Below are 19,828 nucleotides of genomic sequence, written 5' to 3' on the forward strand. Positions count from 1 at the left end.
CAAGTTTTAATTATTATTTATTATAGCCTAAAATTTCTAAAACGTCGTCAGCGGTTTGTTGCTGCGAAAAAATTTCAGTGGCGAGAATGCCATTTTCGTCACGATCTATCAAAATGTGCTTGGGTTGCGGAATCAAACAGTGGTGCAATCCTCCGTAACCTCCTATAGTTTCTTGATAGGCTCCCGTGTTGAAAAAACCTATATAAAGCGGCTTTTCTTTGTTGTATTTGGGCAGATAGATGGCATTCATATTTTGCTCAGAATTGTAATAATCATCACTATCACAGGTCATTCCTCCTAACAAAACGCGTTCGTAGGTATCATTCCAACGATTCACTGCCAACATAATAAATCGTCTGTTGATTGCCCAAGTGTCTGGCAAAGTGGTGATGAAAGACGAATCAATCATATTCCATTTTTCTCTGTCATTTTGTTGTTTCTGATACAAAATTTGATAAATCGCGCCACCGCTTTCGCCAACGGTATACGAGCCGAATTCGGTAAAAATATTTGGAACATCTACCTCGGCTTCATCACAAGCAATCTTGATTTGATTGATGATTTCGTCAATCATATACTGATAATCGTATTCAAATGCCAATGAGTTTTTTATAGGAAACCCACCGCCAATGTTTAACCCATCAAGGGTAGGGCATTCTCTTTTTAAAGCAACGTATACTTTGATACATTTCACCAATTCATTCCAATAATAGGCATTGTCATTGATTCCAGTATTAATAAAAAAGTGCAGCATTTTGAGCTCCAATTTTTTATTTTCTTGAATTTGCTTTTTGTAAAACTGAACAATATTTTTATAACCAATGCCGAGACGTGAGGTATAAAACTCAAATTTTGGCTCTTCTTCAGCAGCTATACGTATTCCAATTTTGAATTTCTTTTTGATGTTTTCTTGCAAAATATCCAATTCTTCGTAATTATCAATTATCGGAATGGTATTTTTGTGTCCGTTATTGATTAATCTTGCAATGTTTTCGATGTATTGATCTCTCTTAAATCCGTTGCAAATCACATAAGTACTTTTGTTGATTTTACCGGATTCCAACAATTTTTCCACAATATTGATATCAAAAGCCGAAGAGGTTTCGATGTGAATGTTGTTTTTGAAAGCCTCGTTCATGATGTACTCAAAATGGGAACTTTTGGTGCAATAACAATAATAATACTTCGCCTCGTAATTGTTTTTCTCCATCGATTTACGAAACCAACTTTTGGCTTTGTTGATGTTATTGGAAATTTGAGGCAAATAGGTAAATTTCAAAGGCGTACCATATTGCTCTACCAATTTCATTAAATCGATATTGTGAAATTCAAGGTTGTCTTTATTTAATGTAAATTCCTCCTGAGGGAAATAATACGTCTGATTGATTAAGTCGAAATATTTTGTATTCATTTGATTTTTATAATTTTAGATTAATTAATAGTACAATAATTAACTAAAATTCAAACTCTAATGTTTTCAAAAACGATTTGGAGTTTTTCGTTTTCTGCTTTCAAATAGGGGAAAAGATCAAAACTCAAAGTATCTTTCATAGCAAAAAAACGTCTCAATATTCTTAGAAAAGAACTACTGTTTTCGTTTTTTGAAGTGCTATAATTTCTGGTATTTTGACTTTTTTTCATTGCTGCAAATGTAAAAAATATTAAATAGGTAATGCAATCCTTATTATAAAAAAATGGTTAAGATTTATAATCTTCAAAAGCCTCTAAAATCAATTCATTTTCAACAGATTGATTGATTTTTATTTTTCCGATACCTTCAATCAAGGCAAACTGAATGCTTCCGTACTCATTTTTTTTGTCGTGAATGAGTAATTCTAATATGGGTTCTATGTCTTTTTCCTCGAAGACTACAGCTTCATAGATCGATTTTATAGTCGCTTTTATTTGATGGTATTCGTCGGTGGTAATTAAATTTTTCTGTAAGGAAATATAGCTTTCTAAGATCATTCCGATCGCAATGGCCTCACCGTGCAACAGGCTTTTTTTGTCGTCGTTTTCTAAAAAATAACTTTCAATAGCGTGTCCTAAAGTATGTCCGAAATTCAAGGCTTTACGAATGTTTTTTTCGGTTGGATCTTGCATTACAATTTCGTTCTTGATTTCGACAGAACGATAAATCAGGGCATCAAAATCGGCAAAATCGATTGCTTTCAAATCCAGAAATTGTTCCCAATATTCTTTGTCATAAATCAAGCCGTGCTTCAACATTTCGGCCAGTCCGGAACGCATTTCTTCTTGTGGAAGCGTCTCCAAATATTGGGTGTCAATCAGTACCATTTTGGGAACATTGATTACCCCAATTTGATTTTTTAGATTGCCTAAATCAACACCTGTTTTTCCGCCAACCGAAGCATCTACCATGGATAATAAAGTAGTTGGAATATGAACAAAATCGATACCACGTTTGAACGTCGAGGCCACGAAGCCTCCCAAATCCGTTACAACTCCACCTCCCAAATTAATAATAAGGCTTTTTCTATCGGCACCTAATTCGGTCAATACATTCCATAATTCGACGCAAGTTTCAATGTTTTTGTTGGGCTCACCGGCTTCAAATTCAATAATTTCTATAGTGAGATCGGTGGCTAAATAGGGCAGAAATTGCGACAAACAAAATTCGTTGGTATTGCTATCAACTACTATAAAGAGGTTGGAATAGTGGCTGCCCTCAATAAATGAATTAAGTGCGTTATATCCTTCTTCATTAAAATATATGGGATAATTGTTGGCTTGAATAGATTGCATCATCGTTGAATAATTTAAACCGCAAAATAAGGTATTTTTTGGATAATAATTTTGAAAACTCTCTTTATATTTGTGCAAAAATATAACAAATAATGAAAAATTTATTCGATAATACACAAATTGCATTTTCATTAAAAAGCGATACCGAGCTCGAAAGAGCTTATTTTTTATTCAAATTGATTGCAAATGAACCACTTGTTCGCATTGGAACTGCGGTAACTAATTTTGCTATAAAAGCAAGTTTACCAGTCGAAGGTTTGATTCGTGCGACTGTTTTTGATCATTTTTGTGGTGGTGTAAATGAGGATGATAGCCTAAGAGTAGTCGATAAGATGTTTACCAAAGGAGTTTCTTCGGTTCTAGATTATTCGGTCGAAGGCAAAGAAGAAGAGGAACAATTTGATGCTGTATTGGAAAAAACTTTGAAGTTGATTGCGTTTGCCAAAGAAAAGAAATCAATTCCCTTTGCGGTTTTCAAACCTTCTGGTTTTGGTCGAATCAATTTGTATGAAGAAGTGAGTTTAGGGAAAAAATTGACCGGAGCTGAATTAGAAGAATGGGAAAAAGTAGTGGCAAGGTTCGAAAAAGTTTGCAAAGCCTCCTTCGAAAGTGATGTGGCTCTACTGATAGATGCTGAAGAAAGCTGGATGCAAGACGCCGTCGATGCTTTAGTAGAAGAAATGATGCGAAAATACAATAAAACCAAACCTATAGTCTTTAATACTTTGCAGTTGTATCGTTGGGATCGATTGGATTATTTGAAAAAATTGCACGAAAAAGCTAAAAACGAAGGTTTTTTTATCGGAATGAAACTCGTAAGAGGAGCTTATATGGAAAAGGAAAATGAGCGCGCCATCGAAAAAGGCTATCCTTCGCCTATTTGCGCATCCAAAGAAGCTACAGATATCAATTACGATTCTGCTGTAAAATATATGGTAGAACACATAGATCGGATGTCTATTTTTGAAGGAACCCACAATGAAGCTAGCACCTATTCTTTGATGGAATTGATGGAGTCTAAGGGAATTCAATCGACCGATGATCGAATTTGGTTTGGTCAGTTGTACGGCATGAGCGATACAATTAGTTATAATTTGGCCGATAGCGGCTATAATGTAGCCAAGTATTTGCCTTTTGGTCCCGTAAAAGATGTGATGCCCTACTTGATTCGTCGTGCCGAAGAAAACACTTCGGTGGCGGGACAAACCAGCCGTGAATTAGAAATGATAAAAGCGGAGAGAAATAGAAGAAAAGGGAAGTAGCTTTAATACATAAAACTCCATTAATCAGATTTTGTAAAGACAAATTAATTTTAAAATGAAAAAAATAATTATTATCATATTTTTCTTTTCTATCGTGAGTTGTGAAAAACAAAATCAGGAAAAAAATTTGCTTGTTGAAAAACTTAAATCAGAAAATAATTTCTTAAAACAAAAAAATGATTCTCTCAATAATGAATTGAAAAATGCTAAATCGAAAAAGAATTATTGGTTTGATGTTGAATTCGAAGGAGTAAAATTGGTTAATAAAGGAATAAAAGACCCGGAAAACTATATTGAAAATTCTTTAAGAGAAAGACCAGAATTAATCCCTTTAAATCCTATATTAGGCGGGAATATGGTATTTGATAAAATTCAAATCTTGGGTGAGGAATGGATAATCGCTGACTATAGTGATGGTCACGTTCAAGGCAAAGCAATTTATAGTTATAAAGTAAATAATGATGCTAAAGTAGAATTTTTGATAATGAATTCTTTTGAACCAAATTAAATCTGAGGGAAAGGAAAGTTTTTTTTTATTCAGTTTAAACCTGACAAGTTTTTAAAACCTGTTACGTCTTTTTTTTTGCCAAAAAACATTTTATGAATGACTAAATTGCAAATTGCTCAAGTTTTTATAGATACCGTTTTCTAAAGCAATCAATTCTTGGTGTGTTCCTTGTTCCGCAATTACACCTTTATCCAAAACCAAAATTTGATCTGCCTTGCGAATGGTAGAAAGACGGTGCGCAATAATAATGCTGGTTCTTCCTTCCATCAAGATTTCCAAGGCTTCTTGTACCAGTTTTTCACTTTCGCTGTCCAAGGATGACGTGGCTTCGTCCAAAATTAAGATACTTGGGTTTTTAAGCAAAGCTCTCGCAATAGCAATGCGTTGTCTTTGTCCGCCAGAAAGTTTAATACCCCTTTCACCAACAAGCGTTTCAAATTTTTCAGGAAAACTTTCTATAAAACTCAAAGCGTTGGCTTGTTGTGCTGCCAAAGTTATTTCTTCATCCGAAGCATCTGGATTTCCGTAGGCAATATTTTCTTTGATGGTGCCACCAAATAAAATCACATCTTGAGGAACGATACTCATATTGCCACGAAGATTTTCTAAATCATAATCGTAGATATTTTTTCCATCTACCAATATGTCGCCACTGTCAATGTCGTAAAAACGAAGTAGTAGGGAAGCTATAGTCGATTTTCCAACACCGCTCGGCCCTACAATAGCGATCTTTTGGCCGAAGTTGGCTGTGAAATTAACCCCTTTCAAAACCTTCATTTCTTTTCTGGAAGGGTAGGTGAAGGCCACATTATGGAACGTCACATTGCCTTGTATCTTTTGAATGGAATGCGAATTTTGTGTAGAATTTATTTTTTCGGGAGTTTCGTCTAATAGTTCAAAAACGCGTTCGGTTGCGCCAATCGCCTTTTGGATTTGAGCGTACAATTCGGCAATCCCACCAAAAGAAGCACCTACAAATGTAGAATACAATACAAAAGTGATCAATTGTCCCACACTCATTTCGCCACTTATACTCAATCGAACGCCAAACCAAACCACGGCAACAATAGCTCCAAAAAGGCAAAATATAATGAAGGAAGCAAAATACCCTCTGTATTTCCCACCCTTAATAGCTTGTTTGACTACTTCTTTTATTTTTCCGTCATACCGGGCGATTTCATACCATTCATTGGCGAAAGCTTTGACGATACTGATTCCTTGCATTGTTTCTTCAACAATGACTTGACTTTCGGCAACTTGATCTTGGACTTTCTTAGAATATTTCCGGATGAATCTACCAAAAATTACCGCAGCAACAGCTATCAGTGGAACGACTGACAACATTAGTAAAGTAAGTTTTACACTTTCGGTAGCCAACAAAATAACCCCACCAATAATCAAAATAAATTGTCGTAAAAACTCTGCTATGGTTGATGTAAGTGTGTCTTGAATTTGCGAAATATCAGCACTAATTCTACTGTTTAATTCGCCCACTCTTTTCTGAGAGAAGAAGGACATAGGCAATTTGACTAAATTGCTATATAAGGACAATCTCAAATTTGCTAAAGTGTTTTCCGTAAAATTCACGAATAATGAAAGCCTAAAAAAAGAACAAATCGATTGCATAAAAAGAATTAGGATCAAAAGTAAAGCGATGTTATCTGCTTGATCATAACTTTTGTCTTTTACACAATCTACCAACATTCCCATCAATTTTGGGAAAGCGAGCGCGGTAGCACCCGTGAGTAATAAAAAGAGTAAGCCGACATAAAATTTCCAACGATGGCCCCTAGCGTACCTGAAAATGATGGTTGCCTTGCTCAGTGAAGTAGCGGTAATTTTAGATTTTGGTAAATCATTTTCTTTGAAACGTGCCATTAATTTTTATTTTTTTTACAAATATAACAGTAAACCCATTGCATGCTTTAGAATAAGTTTTAATTCATCGTCGAAAAAAGTGCACTGAAGGTTTTATTGTGGATTAAATTATATTTTTTTGAATTTTGTTTGTGAATCCAATATCTAAGTGTATATTTGCACTCGCAATAAGGGCGATTAGCTCAGCTGGTTCAGAGCACCTCGTTTACACCGAGGGGGTCGGGGGTTCGAACCCCTCATCGCCCACAAAAAACTTCAACAGAAATGTTGGAGTTTTTTTTATGCGCTTTTCCCGGGAAAATTGGATCAAATTGAAGTTTTGAAACATAAATTGCAATGACTACCATCCCAAACCATAATCTTCCCCGTGATTGCTTGAGCCTCCCCAAAAACTACCATGTGTCCAGTCGAAATAAATCGCGTTTATCGGACCACTAGTGCGTTCTCTGAAAGAGGTTCGATATCCCATTCTAGCTAAGTCTTTGCTGATCCAAGGTGGCATCTGATTGTTTAGAATAAGAGAACCATTTGCTTTTTCATGTTCTCCAAAACTAGAGTACATTTGGTTAGTAATAAAGCTTGGCGCTTCACAGGCCTCTTGAACTGTCATATTAAATTCGACCATGTTTAGGAAAAATTGAATCAGTAATTGGTCTTGCTCATCGCCAGCTTGTTTTGCAAATGAGAGAAAGGGTTTGCCTTCTTTTAAAGCCAATGTTGGCGTAAGTGTTACTCTTGGACGTTTTCCTGGAGCCACCACATTGAACGGATTTTCTTTTTCGTCCAATACAAAACTTTGCATACGTTGGCTCATTCCTATTCCGGTAGTGCCAGCAATACAAGCGGGAACCCAACCACCACTTGGTGTTACAGAAACTACCCATCCTTCTTTATCTGCTGCTTCAATTGAAGTCGTTCCTGCCGTAAAATCTTGAAAATATTGTTCTGTTAGCGATTTTTTTAGGTCAAAATCAGCGTTGCCAAATGATTTAAGAGTATTTTGGTAGGGATTCAATTGGCCTTGGTATGGATAAGGATCTCCTGGGCCTATATTTGGATTGTTTTTTGTTGGGTCAATCAATTTGCTGCGGTCTTTGGCATACTCTTTAGACAATAAGCCTTTCATAGGCTCTTCGGGAGCAAAAGCAGGATCACCGTAATAAAAATCGCGATCGGCAAAGGCTAAATTCATCGACTGATATAAAGTATGAATGTATCGAGTCGAATTGTATCCCATACTTTTCAGATCGAAGTTTTCTAAAATGTTCAATGTTTGCAGCATTACCGGACCTTGACTCCACTGTTGTAATTTATAAACGTCAATTCCTTTATAATTTGTGGACATCGGCTCTTCAATTTTGACTTTCCATTGTGCCAAATCATCTTTGGTTATTAAGCCTCCTTGTTCCTGACAACTTCTGGCAAATTCGGTGGCAATGTCGCCTTTGTAAAAGCGATCATAGGCTTCATATATGGCTTCTTTTCTGGATTTTCCATTTTTTAAAGCTCTTTCCTCGGTATCCACAAGTTTTTGCAAAGTTTGGAGTAAATCTTTTTGAATAAAAATTTCGCCGGCATCTGGTGCTTCTCGGGTTTGCCCTAAATGCGGTAGAAATACTTTTTTGGAATAGGGCCAAGCTTTGATGCGTTCTTTTTCGCGCTCGATAGAATTAGCCGTTTGAGCCTCTATCGGATAGCCTTCCGCCATTTGCATTGCTGGCGCCAACACTTCTTTTAGACTCATAGTACCATATTCAGCAAGCATTGTCATTAATCCGCCTGCTGTGCCCGGTGTTACTGCTGCTAGCGCACCATATTGCGGAGGATATTTCATTCCTTTGTCTTTGAAAAATTTTGCTGTTGCACCCGTTGGAGCCACTCCAAGGGCATTGATGGCAATGACTTTTTTGGTTTTTGGATTATAAATAAGCGCTTGTGTTTCGCCACCCCAACTCAAAACATCCCACATTGTGCAGGTCGCGGCAAGCATCGCACAGGAAGCATCGATAGCATTTCCGCCTTTTGAAAAAATCATTGCACCAGCAGTCGCAGCAAGGGGTTTGCCCGTGATTGCCATCCAATGTTTTCCGTGCAGCGGGGGTTTTTGAGTCGTGACAGGAAAGTTATTAAAAGATTGCGCACTTGCCACTAGCGAAACTATACCAAATAAAACAGCAGTTAATTTTTTCATATCTTAAATTTTTGTGTCCATTTATAATTTTGTTAAAGCTACAAATGAATTTTAAATTAATGAAACATTCATTGCAAATGATTTAATTTCTTATCAGGTTTTTAAGATTACCACTTAATTTAAAAGACAAAAACACATAAAATTTAGAACTTTTATGTGTTTTTTTGATTGTAATCGAAATGAACGTAGATAGCAGCGAAGCAAAGTTTTATTAGATGACTGCTTCCATTTGTAAAACTCCCAACTCCACCATACAGTCTTTCATCATTTGATAGGTTCGTTCGATATCATTATCTAAACCAATCGAGAAGCGTATCAATCCATCGGTCAATCCCATTGCTTCTTGTTCTTCGATAGGAATTTCGCTCGATGTGGATGTGCCCGGAGCACTAAATAAGGTTTTGTAAAATCCTAAACTCACCGCCAAATAACCTAGTTTTTGGCTTTGCATCAACTCCATTAATTCATTGGCTTTGTCTAAACTGCCAACATCCAACGTCATCATACCGCCAAAACCATATTCTGGGTTGATCATACTTTTATACAAATGATGACCGGAATGGCTTTTCAAACCGGGATACACCACTTTCAAACCGTCTTTTTCAAAATGTTCCGCTAGATACAGTGCATTATGGCTGTGTTGCTTCATTCGGATGTGTAAAGTCCTTAGATTTTTCATTATGCTCGCAGAACGCAAACTATCCATTGTTGGTCCCAAAAGCATATTAGCACCATTATTTACATTTTTTAAACTATCGATAAATTCTCTCGAGGCACAAGTTACGCCACCTACAGTATCGCTGCTTCCATTGATGTATTTAGTCAAACTGTGGATTACAATATCGGCTCCCAATTTGGCAGGAGAAACGGATAAAGGCGAAAAAGTATTATCGACAACCAATTTTATATTGTGTTTTTTGGCAATTTTAGATAAACTTGCGATATCAGCGATTTCTAGCAAAGGATTACTGACCGTTTCGCAATATAAAACTTTGGTATCAGGGGTAATTGCAGCCTCAACTTTGTCCATTTTAGTAATGTCAACAAAAGTGGTTTTGATGCCAAGTTTTGGAGCAAAATTCTTCAAAAAGGCATAAGTTCCACCATAAATAGTGCGGCTCGAAACGATATGATCACCAGAACCGCAGAGTTGCAGAAGAGTAGGAGTGATGGCTCCCATTCCGGAAGCGGCAACATTGGCGGCTTCGGTTCCTTCCATTGCGGCCAAGGCCTGACCTAAATACAAATTACTTGGAGAGGAATGTCTTGAATACAAATAACAACCATCGGCATTGCCTTCAAAAGTATCGAACATTGTTTTGGCTGACAAAAATGTATAGGTTGAACTGTCTGAAATTGATGGATTTACACCTCCAAATTCTCCAAAGTACTGTAAATCTTGAATGTCATCTGCTGGATTGAATTTCATAATTTCTAAAATTAAATTAGTAATCAAAATTCTATTTTTATAGTCAAAATGTCAATAGTATTCTAATAATTCAGATTTAAAAACTAATAATTATTATTTATTTAATTTATTTTTCTAATTTTACTATTGAAATGATATTTTTATAGATTTTATTTCAAAATTTTAATTCCTTTTTTATGGCTTTAGATACCATTGACAAAAAATTGCTTTTTCTGTTGCAAAATGATTGTAAAAAAACAACCAAGGAACTGTCCTTAAAATTAGACTTATCGGTAACTGCCGTTTATGAACGGATTAAAAAATTGGAAAGAGAGGGCGTAATTACGAAATATGTTGCCTTGGTAAACAAATCGAAAATAGATAAAGGATTTGTTGTTTTTTGTCATTTAAAATTAGTGCAACACACCAAAGAATTCCTCACCCGTTTCGAAAATGAGGTGGTGCAGCTCAATGAAGTTTTAGAATGTCATCACGTGAGCGGCGATTATGATTATATTTTAAAAGTATTGGTTAAAGATATGCAAGCCTATCGGGAATTTCTAGTAACTAAATTAACCAGTTTGCAGCATATTGGCAGCACCCAAAGCACTTTTATGATAAGTGAAGTGAAAAACACCAATGTTTTAGAGTAATATTCTTTTTGAAGTGGATAAAAATTTTATATTTTTCTAATTATTTTTTGCTACTTTTATTTTAAGGTTTCAAAATAAGGTATCCAAAATTAATAATTTGAAAAATTGCTTTATGACTCAACAACGCATTGTCATTGGTTCTATTATAGCTGGATTGATCAATTCAATAATTAACTCTACGCGATATTGGTTTGCAATGCGAGAAAATTATCCTAGTATTTTTTTGACTCAAGATAGTATTTCCTCAGAAATTCCAACCGTATTTTCGAAAGCTGTTCCTCTCGCTGTTTCTTTGTGTTTCTTTGTTACTTCAATCGCCTTTTTGACCACTAAAATGGAAAATAAACCAGCTTATTTTCCTGGGTATTTTTTTAAGGCTTTGAAACATTGTATTTATGCGTTTGGTTTGGTTACTATTTTTGCTTTACTACTTCAAAAATTTGTTGGAGCAATTGAAGTTTCTCACACATTAGCTTCGATAATTACCGGGCTAGTATCGGGAATGGTAGCGACCTTAGTCGATTACGAAACCAAAAAAAGTTTGTATTCTAATAATTGATTCCGATAAAATATTCAGTAGTACTAAATTTAAATAGAAACATAATGGAAACAAAAAAAACAGTTGTTATTACAGGTTCGCAATCCGGTATGGGCTATGCTACTCGTTTATTACTTGAAAAAAATGGAGTTAAGGTAATTGGCGTTACAAATACGGACGATGCCGAGATTCAGGCAGATTTATCGTCAGCAGAGGGTGTTGCCTATGCTGTAAAAGAAATAGTGAGACTAACGGATGGGCAAATCGATGGAGTTTTCGCAAATGCCGGAGTTGGTGGCGAAAATGCACCACTTGTTTTTGGGTTGAATTATTTTGGAATTATTACAATGTTGAAAGCATTGCAACCCTATTTGAAAAAATCTCTTAGCGGAAGAATAGTAATCAATGCCTCGAATTCAGTGGTCATAACTCCCGGAATACCGAATGATGTAGTGGATGCTTTAGTTGATTTTGATGAAGAAAAAGCATATAAATTAATCAAAGAAAATCCATTTTGGACCTATCAAGTAAGTAAGACTGCGATTACCAAGTGGGTACGACAAAATGCATTTAAAGAAGAATGGGCTGGTAGTGGCATCTCAATGAATTTAATTGCGCCCGGCGTAGTTTTGACACCTTTGATTGAACACGATATGAAGGATCCACGAAAAGCTGAGGGCATAAATAAATTACCTAAACCCATTGGAACTTTGCCAAAACCCGAAAACATTGCTCCTTTGGTGAAGTTTTTATTGATAGACGATTCAAAATTCATTATTGGGCAATATATTGTAATCGATGGTGGAACCGAAGTGAGTTGGAGAGGAAACGACCATCCAAAAACTTGGGATATTAGTTTTGAAGACTTCGGTAAATTAGGTTAGTTAGCTTCTTAATTTTTAAGTTTAATCCTCATTTTATGGCTTCGCTTAGGATTTTCTTCCTATTTGAATATCACTTTTTTTTAACATTATTTCTAACAAAATTCCTTCAAAAGTAGCTTTTATACCAAACTTATTTCCTTACTTTTGTGGCTCAAAAAAACAAAAACACTATGAGTTCATTTGACGTAGTCATTATAGGTTCTGGTCCAGGCGGATATGTTTCGGCTATTCGTTGTGCACAACTAGGTTTCAAGACCGCTATTATCGAAAAATATTCGACACTTGGAGGAACTTGCCTCAATGTCGGTTGTATTCCATCCAAAGCATTGTTGGCATCATCGCATCATTACAGTGAGATTGCTCATTTTGCCGATCACGGAATAGAAGTTTCTGGCGAAGTGAAAGTGAATTTAGAGAAAATGATTGCTCGAAAACAGGCAGTCGTTGACCAAACATCTGGTGGCGTAAAGTTCCTTATGGATAAAAACAACATCACGGTTCTGGAAGGATTGGGGTCTTTTGTAGATGCCACTCACGTAGCCGTTACCAAAGCAGATGGCACTTCAGAAACTGTAGAAGCTAAAAATATCATTATTGCGACAGGTTCTAAACCCTCGTCGTTGCCGTTTATCAAAATCGATAAAGAAAGAATCATCACTTCAACCGAAGCCTTGAAATTGAAAGAAGTGCCAAAACACCTTGTCATCATTGGTGGTGGTGTTATCGGAATTGAATTGGGTCAAGTGTATTTGCGATTGGGAGCACAAGTTTCGGTAGTAGAATTTATGGACCGAATTATTCCAGGAATGGATGCTGCTTTGTCAAAAGAATTGACCAAAGTCTTGAAAAAACAAGGAATGAAATTCTACGTTTCCCACAAAGTAAAATCGGTTGAAAGAAAAGGAGACAATGTTACGGTTCAAGCAGAAAATGCAAAAGGAGAAACTATCACCCTCGAAGGCGATTATTCTTTGGTATCAGTAGGCCGTCGTCCATACACTGATGGGTTGAATGCCGATAAAGCTGGAGTAAAAATTTCAGACAGAGGAATGGTGGAAGTAAACGACCATTTGCAAACGAATATTCCAAATATTTATGCAATTGGCGATGTAGTTCGTGGCGCAATGTTGGCTCACAAAGCCGAAGAAGAAGGAACAATGATTGCCGAAATCTTGGCAGGTCAAAAACCACACATCAATTATAATTTAATTCCCGGAGTAGTTTATACTTGGCCAGAAGTAGCTGCTGTGGGGCAAACCGAAGAGCAATTGAAAGCCTCTGGAGTGGAATTCAAATCAGGAAGTTTTCCTTTCAAAGCATTAGGAAGAGCGAGAGCTGGCGGAGACTTGGACGGATTTGTGAAAATTCTTGCCGACGCCAAAACCGATGAAGTTTTGGGAGTTCATATGATTGGTGCTCGTTGTGCCGATTTGATTGCAGAAGCGGTTACCGCAATGGAATTCAAAGCATCTGCGGAAGATATTTCAAGAATGAGTCACGCCCATCCAACATTTGCGGAAGCTATAAAAGAAGCGGCATTGGCAGCTACTGATAATAGAGCGTTGCACGTTTAGTACGATACCTCAAAACAATATGCAAACCCGACAAGTTTTGAAACTTGTCGGGTTTGTTTTTTATGCTGCGAATAAACTTTTGTAATTATCCCAATGTCTATAAATTAAAAATATGTTTCCAATAAACATAAATAGCGCAATTGGAATTCCTTCTGGAGTCAAAAAGAAATTTATGAATAAAATGTTAACCGTTATAGGTAGAATCAAGATGTTTGCCAAGGTTACGTATTTCCCAGTAACAAATGATAATCCGCAAAGTAATTCGATTGATTTTGCCAGCGGCATTAAATACGTTGAGGCAACAAGACCGATTTGAAAAGCTTTGAAATCACCCGTAGTTGTTGGTTCAGGCATTAGTTTTAAAAAGAAGCCAATAGAAGCAAAAAGAAGTAAAAGACCAATTAATGTTCGAATAATAATGGTTGCAATTTTCATAATATGCTGTTTTAAAGGTTAATAATAGTATAAATGTAACGAAAAATTTCATTAAAATTTATTGTAATTTTGAATTTTAAAAACATTTCAATTCTTTGAGAACTTCCATTATAAAACAAATAGCGAATCCAACCCAATTCAAGCAGCAACTATTGACTTGGGCACAACAATTTAGGGAAGTTGTTTTTTTGGATAGTAACGATTATCCCCAAAAACATTCCAGTTACGATTGCATACTTGCCGTAGATGCTTTTACCTCTATAAAAACCGATTATCATAACGCTTTTGAAGATTTAAAACAATACCAACAAGTAACCAAAGATTGGATTTTTGGGTATTTATCGTATGATTTGAAAAACGATGTTGAGGTTTTACATTCCAATAATTTTGATGGCTTGGATTTTCCAGATTTGTTTTTCTTTCAACCTAAGAAATTAGTTGCGTTAAAAGGGAACCAACTCGAAATTCAATATCTCAATATATGCGATGATGAAGTCGAAGAAGACCTGATTGCTATTATTGAAACGCAACACCCAACACCCAACACCCAGCACCCAACAACTATTATTCAACGCATTTCAAAAGAAAATTATCTGGATAAAGTCTCTAATTTGCTAGAACACATTCATCGTGGGGATATTTACGAGGCTAATTTTTGTATGGAGTTTTTTGCCGAGAATGCAGAAATTAATCCATTAGAAAAATATTTCAAACTAAATGCTATTTCTAAATCTCCGCAAGCAGTTTTTTTAAAAAATAACAAACAATTTTTGCTTTGTGCTTCGCCAGAACGCTATATAAAAAAAGAAGGAGATTTGATTATTTCTCAACCCATCAAAGGAACAGCCAAACGTTTTAGAGACCCAATCGAGGACGAAAAATCTAAATATTCATTAGCTTCTGACCCAAAGGAACGCGCCGAAAACATAATGGTTACGGATTTGGTTCGCAATGATATGTCCCGTACTGCTCAAAAAGGTTCGGTAGCAGTGGAGGAATTATGCGGTATTTATTCTTTCGAGCAAGTACACCAAATGATTTCGACTGTCATTTCAAAACTAGACAGTTCATACACCGCCGTTGATGTTCTCAAAACCACTTTTCCTATGGGAAGTATGACGGGTACTCCCAAGGTTTCCGTACTCAAAATCATAGAAGAATTGGAAGAAACCAAACGAGGCTTGTATAGCGGAGCCGTTGGTTATTTTACGCCAGATGGCAATTTCGATTTCAATGTGGTCATTCGCAGTATTTTGTACAATCAAGAAAAAAAATACGCCTCGTTTTCGGTCGGTAGTGCTATAACTTCGCTTTCCATTCCAGAAAAAGAATACGAAGAATGCTTGCTCAAAGCAAAAGCAATGCACGAAGTTTTAGGTTAAATTCATTTGAATTTACTAAATTTGAATATGCGTCAAAAAAAGAACGATGGGGGTAATGATAGTAAAAAAGGGACAAATACTTCAACACGCTGGGGAGCTAAATACAAAAGTTTTCAGTGTTGAAGCCGGTTTATTGAGGAGCTATACTATTGATCAAAAAGGGAAGGAACACATTTTTGCCTTTGCAAATGAAGGTTGGACTATTGCAGACCTTTGCGAAGTAACCGATCCGTGTGAGTTGTTTATTGATGCGTTAGAAGAGTCCACAGTTACTGTTATAGAGAAAGAAGAAAGAAAAAAACAAGTTGACATTAATACTGTGGTCAATCGTGTCTTTGTCTTACAAAAAAGGGTCATTATGTTGATGAGTGCTTCTGCTATTGAACGTTATGAGCATTTTGTAAAAATATACCCAAATATTGTTCAAAGAGTGCCACAAAAAATGATAGCCTCTTATTTAGGAATAACTCCAGAAGCTTTAAGCAGAGTTAGAAAAGAGCAAACCAAAGCAAAGTAATATCCCCAATTCATTTCTTAACCTACATCAATGCACATCTTCTCAAAAGGGTTCATTTTTGCATTATCAATTTCGATAATTTTTTAATGCGTTAAGAAAATGAATATACAAAATAAGGCCCCAGTGTTTACAGAGGCAAATAGATACCATCTATCAAAATCAGCCTTTACTGCCCTTAACGGTATTAGGGGCAATTCTCAGTAGCAATCTTTAATAAAAACAAATATGGACTTAACCAATCAAACCGATATGGAAACATTTAAAGGCTTAAAATTGAAAGACAATAAGGCTTATGAAATCTTGTACAAGTTTTATTATCCATCGGTTAGGAACTTTATTTTAAAAAATAATGGCAATGAGGATGATGCCAAAGATATTTTTCAAGAAACAATTATCGTTTTATTAGAAAAAGTACCTAAAGATGACTTCAATTTAACTTCTTCTTTAAAAACATTCATCTTCGCTATAAGCAGCAATCTTTGGTTAAAGCGATTAAGAGATTGTAATAAAATGGTCAAATCAGAAGTTGGGATTTATGAGAAGTACTTAATTGACTACGAAGAAGCCGAAGAGGAAATCCATCAAGCGAATTCCAACAAAGTTGTTTCTCTATTTAAGGCTGTAACCAATAAGTGTATCGTACTTTTGAGAGCTATTTTTTATGATGATAAGGATATCGATAGCATCACCAAAGAGTTTGGCTACACCAACAAACACAATGCACAAAACCAAAAATACAAGTGTTTAGAGCAGGCTAGAAAAGGAGTTGAAAACCTAAACTAAATACCTAAACTAAACTCGTTGGGTGAAATTATTAAATTTTTAGAAATAGTAAAATTGAAACGCATAGAATCATAGAAAAAAGAGTTGGATAGCCCAGTTCTTGGGTTCACATAGCTATGATTTACTAAAATCAAGCGAAGCGTCTTAATAAAATTAACCCGTTGGGTGTAATTAAATTGTTTGATTCTTAATATTATTTATTGGTCTATCAAAAATAAATTTATTGATGAATTGAACCAATGTTAATGCCGTTATTTTTGCTAAAATCCGTGTTTTAAATCCTTCAAAAGATTTAGCATAATTGTTTCTAATTTTGAACTGGTCACACAATTGTGAAAATAATGTTTCAATTCTTTTTCTTGATTTTCTAAAGACATAAGGTTGAGGCGTATAGTCTTTTTGATTTGTTCTTTTTGGCGTTTCCAATTTGATATTTACTGTTTGAAATAAATCTAACTGAATTGATTCAGATAAATATCCTCTATCGCCAAGAACCACACAATCAGACATTTGTTCTTTTATATTTTTTAAAAAATTGACATCGTGAACTTCAGCTTTTGTAATATCTAATGAATGAAAAACACCATTTATTGAACAAACACCGTGAAGTTTATAACCATAAAACCAATTGTTTTGTGAGGCACAAAATCCTTTAGACGGAGCAGTTTCAAAATCTTTTTTACAGATTTTAATTCTGTTATGACGAGCAAATTTGCATATCTCCAATGGCATACTATCAACAATAAAATAATTTTCAAATTCTAAAAAATGAGAAGCAAGTTTTACTCTAACTTCCTCTAAAAAGAAAAATAATTTTCTCCTTCTTTTATTGAACTGACTTCGGTCAATTAAGTTAGGAATTTGTTGTTTATTTATCTCTTTAAATAAAGAATTTTCACTGTCAATTGACATAAATTCCGCAGTTAAACTCAATGCAACTATCTCTAAATCAGACATTTTTTGTTTTCTTCCGACGCCAGACTTAAATTCTAATTCACAATTTAAAGAACTTATAACTTCTAAAACTCTTAAATATTTTTTTACTATATTTGACATAAATATTGGTTTGTTTGGCGACTTCAAGATACTGAATTTCAGTATCTTGACCAATATTTATTCAATTTATTTTACTTCAAATAATTACACCCAACGGGTTAAAATTAATAAAAAACTATGATTCTATGTGTTTAAAAAAAATTAAATTGAATTACACCCAACGGGTTAAACTAAGAATTTAAGAAAGCGAACTAATTTCAAATAGTTCGCTTTTTTTAGTTGTAATTGGGTGATTAAATGAGGTGTATTGGTATTAACTAGTTAAAGTTATTTCACACACAATTCAATCCTTATTTAAAATAGTACGAATCATATAACAAAAAAAAATGAAAAAAATTGCAGAAAATGTATTTCAAATACCACTAATGCCGAGAAATAGTATCAATTGTTATGTAATTGACGATATCCTAATAGATTCAGGTATTAGAAGCTCGGGAAACAAAATTTTAAACGCAATTAAAAACATTGAAATAACCAAACATGTGCTGACTCATGCTCATGCTGACCATCAAGGCAGCAGTGATTTTATTTGCAAGACTTTAAACATTCCTCTTTGGACATCTGAACTTGAAAAGGAGAATGCAGAATCAGGAAAAGTTATTTATGAATACCCGAATAGCAATGGTTTGATAGCAAAGTTTCAACAGAATTATTGGGCAGGTAAAGGCCATAAAGTATCCCAAGTACTTAAAGAGGGTGACGCTGTTGGAAGTTTCACTGTTGTTAATACTCCCGGGCATTCTAAAGGACATATTTCTTTTTTTAGAGAACGGGATAAAGTTTTAATTGTGGGGGATGCTCTTGTAAATATGAATTTAGTGACCACTGCAGTTGGACTTAATCAACCACCAAATTTATTTACTACAGATAAAAAAATGAACATGGAATCTATAAAAAGAATAGTTGACTTAAAACCAAAAATTCTTTGTTTTGGTCACGGACCGGTTTTGTTTGATAATGGGGAATTAGAGCAATTCGTGAGTCTAATGAACAATATACAGCAAACCATAGTCACAGAAAAGCGAACTAATTTCAAATAGTTCGCTTTTTTTATTTCCAATTGGGTGATAAAATGAAGGTATGGGTATTAACTAGTATAAAAACAATTTAAATAATTAAACAATGAAAAAATTAAGAGTATTTATGGTAGCTTTAGTAGTAGGAACAAGTTTTGGAAGTATTGCCCAAACGATTCCACATTTGGAAAATCCAAAATTGATTGCAGTAGTAAACAGAGCAAATTGGTGTGCTGTATGTAAGGCAAATGCGGCAAGATTTGGGGCGAATATTATGCCGTATGCAGCAAAAGGGGTTAACATTTACTTGAATGACCTTACCAATGAAGCGACAAAAGAAGTTTCTAAAAAAGAATTAGAAAAAGCCAATGCCTATGTTGCTGTTTCTACAATTCCTAGAAAAGGAATGGGAAAAATGCTTAAAGCCTGTGGATTAACAAGCGACAAAAAACAAACACAAGATGTGTCGGGTATTGTCACTTTTATAAATCCTAAAACGCACAAACAAGTAAAACAGTTGAGTATTGCAGAATCTGATGAGGTAATGACAGCAACTATTAATTCCCTTTTAATTCAATAATTATGAAAAAGAAAACAAAAATGATTCTTACAATTGTGTCTTTTACTATGATGGCAATTTGTACCTACTACTTTTTCGGATAACAATTAGCAATCAAGATGAAAGAGTCAATTAATATTTGGGGGATTAAAGAATTTGAAGGCGACGGAAAAAGTTGTCCTATGGTACCAAAAAACTTGCCTTTTCATAAAAAGTTCGTTCTATTTTTCTTTCGCTTCGGTATTTGTCCGGTTTGTGTCACGATGAGCTTGGGATACAATCTCAATAAAGCATTAAGAAAAATTGCAAACTAAAAATTAGAAAAACTTGTATTAAATGATGTGCTTGAAATTGACTTTGTCTTCAAGCACATTTTTTAATTTTGCCAAACAAAAATAAATAGAAATAAACTTTATCA

The 19,828-nt window shown here is 35.0% G+C and carries 19 protein-coding genes and 1 tRNA gene; 12 read left to right on the forward strand and 8 right to left on the reverse strand.

Annotated elements, in window-relative coordinates:
* Positions 1–13: 13 nt before the first annotated feature.
* The 3 genes from E1750_RS00415 to aroB are packed head-to-tail and all read right to left on the reverse strand — an operon-like array spanning position 14 to position 2,766.
* The gene (locus E1750_RS00415; protein ID WP_133274859.1) at positions 14–1,411 is read right to left on the reverse strand and encodes a type III PLP-dependent enzyme domain-containing protein; all 1,398 of its coding nucleotides are present in this window, start codon (positions 1,409–1,411) and stop codon (positions 14–16) included.
* Between the two features lie 50 nt (positions 1,412–1,461).
* The gene (locus tag E1750_RS00420; RefSeq protein WP_133274860.1) at positions 1,462–1,641 is read right to left on the reverse strand and encodes a hypothetical protein; all 180 of its coding nucleotides are present in this window, start codon (positions 1,639–1,641) and stop codon (positions 1,462–1,464) included.
* A gap of 57 nt (positions 1,642–1,698) precedes the next feature.
* Positions 1,699–2,766 (reverse strand): 3-dehydroquinate synthase, encoded by a 1,068-nt coding sequence (aroB, locus tag E1750_RS00425; protein ID WP_133278044.1) that lies wholly within the window; start codon positions 2,764–2,766, stop codon positions 1,699–1,701.
* 92 nt (positions 2,767–2,858) lie between these two features.
* On the opposite strand from aroB, the gene E1750_RS00430 reads away from it, so the two are divergent.
* Together E1750_RS00430 and E1750_RS00435 are read left to right on the forward strand one after the other, a co-directional pair.
* A complete protein-coding gene (locus tag E1750_RS00430; RefSeq protein WP_133274861.1) occupies positions 2,859–4,028 on the forward strand; it encodes a proline dehydrogenase family protein in 1,170 nt (389 codons plus the stop codon).
* A 55-nt stretch (positions 4,029–4,083) separates the two neighbouring features.
* Complete coding sequence (locus E1750_RS00435) at positions 4,084–4,536, forward strand: hypothetical protein (RefSeq protein ID WP_133274862.1); 453 nt, start codon at positions 4,084–4,086, stop codon at positions 4,534–4,536.
* A gap of 90 nt (positions 4,537–4,626) precedes the next feature.
* On the opposite strand, the gene E1750_RS00440 is transcribed toward E1750_RS00435, so the two are convergent.
* Positions 4,627–6,414, reverse strand: a complete 1,788-nt coding sequence (locus tag E1750_RS00440) for an ABC transporter ATP-binding protein (protein WP_133274863.1) — start codon at positions 6,412–6,414, stop codon at positions 4,627–4,629.
* A 171-nt stretch (positions 6,415–6,585) separates the two neighbouring features.
* Here E1750_RS00440 and E1750_RS00445 point away from each other — a divergent pair.
* A tRNA-Val gene (locus E1750_RS00445) sits at positions 6,586–6,660 on the forward strand.
* 94 nt (positions 6,661–6,754) lie between these two features.
* Here the strand turns inward: E1750_RS00445 and E1750_RS00450 are convergent.
* Positions 6,755–8,605 (reverse strand): gamma-glutamyltransferase family protein, encoded by a 1,851-nt coding sequence (locus tag E1750_RS00450; protein WP_133274864.1) that lies wholly within the window; start codon positions 8,603–8,605, stop codon positions 6,755–6,757.
* A gap of 211 nt (positions 8,606–8,816) precedes the next feature.
* Complete coding sequence (locus E1750_RS00455; RefSeq protein ID WP_133278045.1) at positions 8,817–10,037, reverse strand: aminotransferase class I/II-fold pyridoxal phosphate-dependent enzyme; 1,221 nt, start codon at positions 10,035–10,037, stop codon at positions 8,817–8,819.
* A gap of 173 nt (positions 10,038–10,210) precedes the next feature.
* Between E1750_RS00455 and E1750_RS00460 the strand changes: the two genes are divergently transcribed.
* From E1750_RS00460 to lpdA, 4 genes are all read left to right on the forward strand, one after another.
* On the forward strand, positions 10,211–10,666 hold the full coding sequence (locus E1750_RS00460) for an Lrp/AsnC family transcriptional regulator (RefSeq protein ID WP_133274865.1): 456 nt from the start codon (positions 10,211–10,213) through the stop codon (positions 10,664–10,666).
* Between the two features lie 112 nt (positions 10,667–10,778).
* Positions 10,779–11,225 (forward strand): hypothetical protein, encoded by a 447-nt coding sequence (locus E1750_RS00465; protein ID WP_133274866.1) that lies wholly within the window; start codon positions 10,779–10,781, stop codon positions 11,223–11,225.
* A 44-nt stretch (positions 11,226–11,269) separates the two neighbouring features.
* Positions 11,270–12,088 carry an SDR family oxidoreductase gene (locus tag E1750_RS00470; RefSeq protein WP_133274867.1) on the forward strand — a complete coding sequence of 273 codons (819 nt, stop codon included), beginning with the start codon at positions 11,270–11,272 and terminating at the stop codon, positions 12,086–12,088.
* A gap of 170 nt (positions 12,089–12,258) precedes the next feature.
* Positions 12,259–13,662 (forward strand): dihydrolipoyl dehydrogenase, encoded by a 1,404-nt coding sequence (gene lpdA / locus E1750_RS00475; RefSeq protein ID WP_133274868.1) that lies wholly within the window; start codon positions 12,259–12,261, stop codon positions 13,660–13,662.
* A gap of 60 nt (positions 13,663–13,722) precedes the next feature.
* On the opposite strand, the gene E1750_RS00480 is transcribed toward lpdA, so the two are convergent.
* A complete protein-coding gene (locus E1750_RS00480) occupies positions 13,723–14,097 on the reverse strand; it encodes a DoxX family protein (RefSeq protein WP_133274869.1) in 375 nt (124 codons plus the stop codon).
* Between the two features lie 95 nt (positions 14,098–14,192).
* Between E1750_RS00480 and E1750_RS00485 the strand changes: the two genes are divergently transcribed.
* The 3 genes from E1750_RS00485 to E1750_RS00495 all read left to right on the forward strand — a co-directional run bounded on the left by E1750_RS00485 (position 14,193) and on the right by E1750_RS00495 (position 16,779).
* Positions 14,193–15,479, forward strand: coding sequence for an anthranilate synthase component I family protein (locus tag E1750_RS00485; protein WP_133274870.1), 1,287 nt, complete (start codon positions 14,193–14,195; stop codon positions 15,477–15,479).
* Positions 15,480–15,534: 55 nt separating this feature from the next.
* Positions 15,535–15,996: a Crp/Fnr family transcriptional regulator gene (locus E1750_RS00490; RefSeq protein ID WP_227873931.1), complete on the forward strand. Its 462-nt coding sequence runs from the start codon at positions 15,535–15,537 to the stop codon at positions 15,994–15,996.
* A 225-nt stretch (positions 15,997–16,221) separates the two neighbouring features.
* Positions 16,222–16,779, forward strand: a complete 558-nt coding sequence (locus E1750_RS00495) for an RNA polymerase sigma factor (protein WP_133274872.1) — start codon at positions 16,222–16,224, stop codon at positions 16,777–16,779.
* A gap of 171 nt (positions 16,780–16,950) precedes the next feature.
* Here the strand turns inward: E1750_RS00495 and E1750_RS00500 are convergent, their stop codons facing one another.
* A complete protein-coding gene (locus E1750_RS00500; RefSeq protein ID WP_133274873.1) occupies positions 16,951–17,835 on the reverse strand; it encodes an IS982 family transposase in 885 nt (294 codons plus the stop codon).
* Between the two features lie 326 nt (positions 17,836–18,161).
* On the opposite strand from E1750_RS00500, the gene E1750_RS00505 reads away from it, so the two are divergent.
* Together E1750_RS00505 and E1750_RS00510 are read left to right on the forward strand one after the other, a co-directional pair.
* Positions 18,162–18,875, forward strand: a complete 714-nt coding sequence (locus E1750_RS00505) for an MBL fold metallo-hydrolase (RefSeq protein ID WP_133274874.1) — start codon at positions 18,162–18,164, stop codon at positions 18,873–18,875.
* 82 nt (positions 18,876–18,957) lie between these two features.
* Positions 18,958–19,431 carry a hypothetical protein gene (locus tag E1750_RS00510; protein WP_133274875.1) on the forward strand — a complete coding sequence of 158 codons (474 nt, stop codon included), beginning with the start codon at positions 18,958–18,960 and terminating at the stop codon, positions 19,429–19,431.
* Positions 19,432–19,828 lie beyond the last annotated feature (397 nt).

It is taken from the genome of Flavobacterium nackdongense (assembly GCF_004355225.1).
Taxonomy (GTDB): domain Bacteria; phylum Bacteroidota; class Bacteroidia; order Flavobacteriales; family Flavobacteriaceae; genus Flavobacterium; species Flavobacterium nackdongense.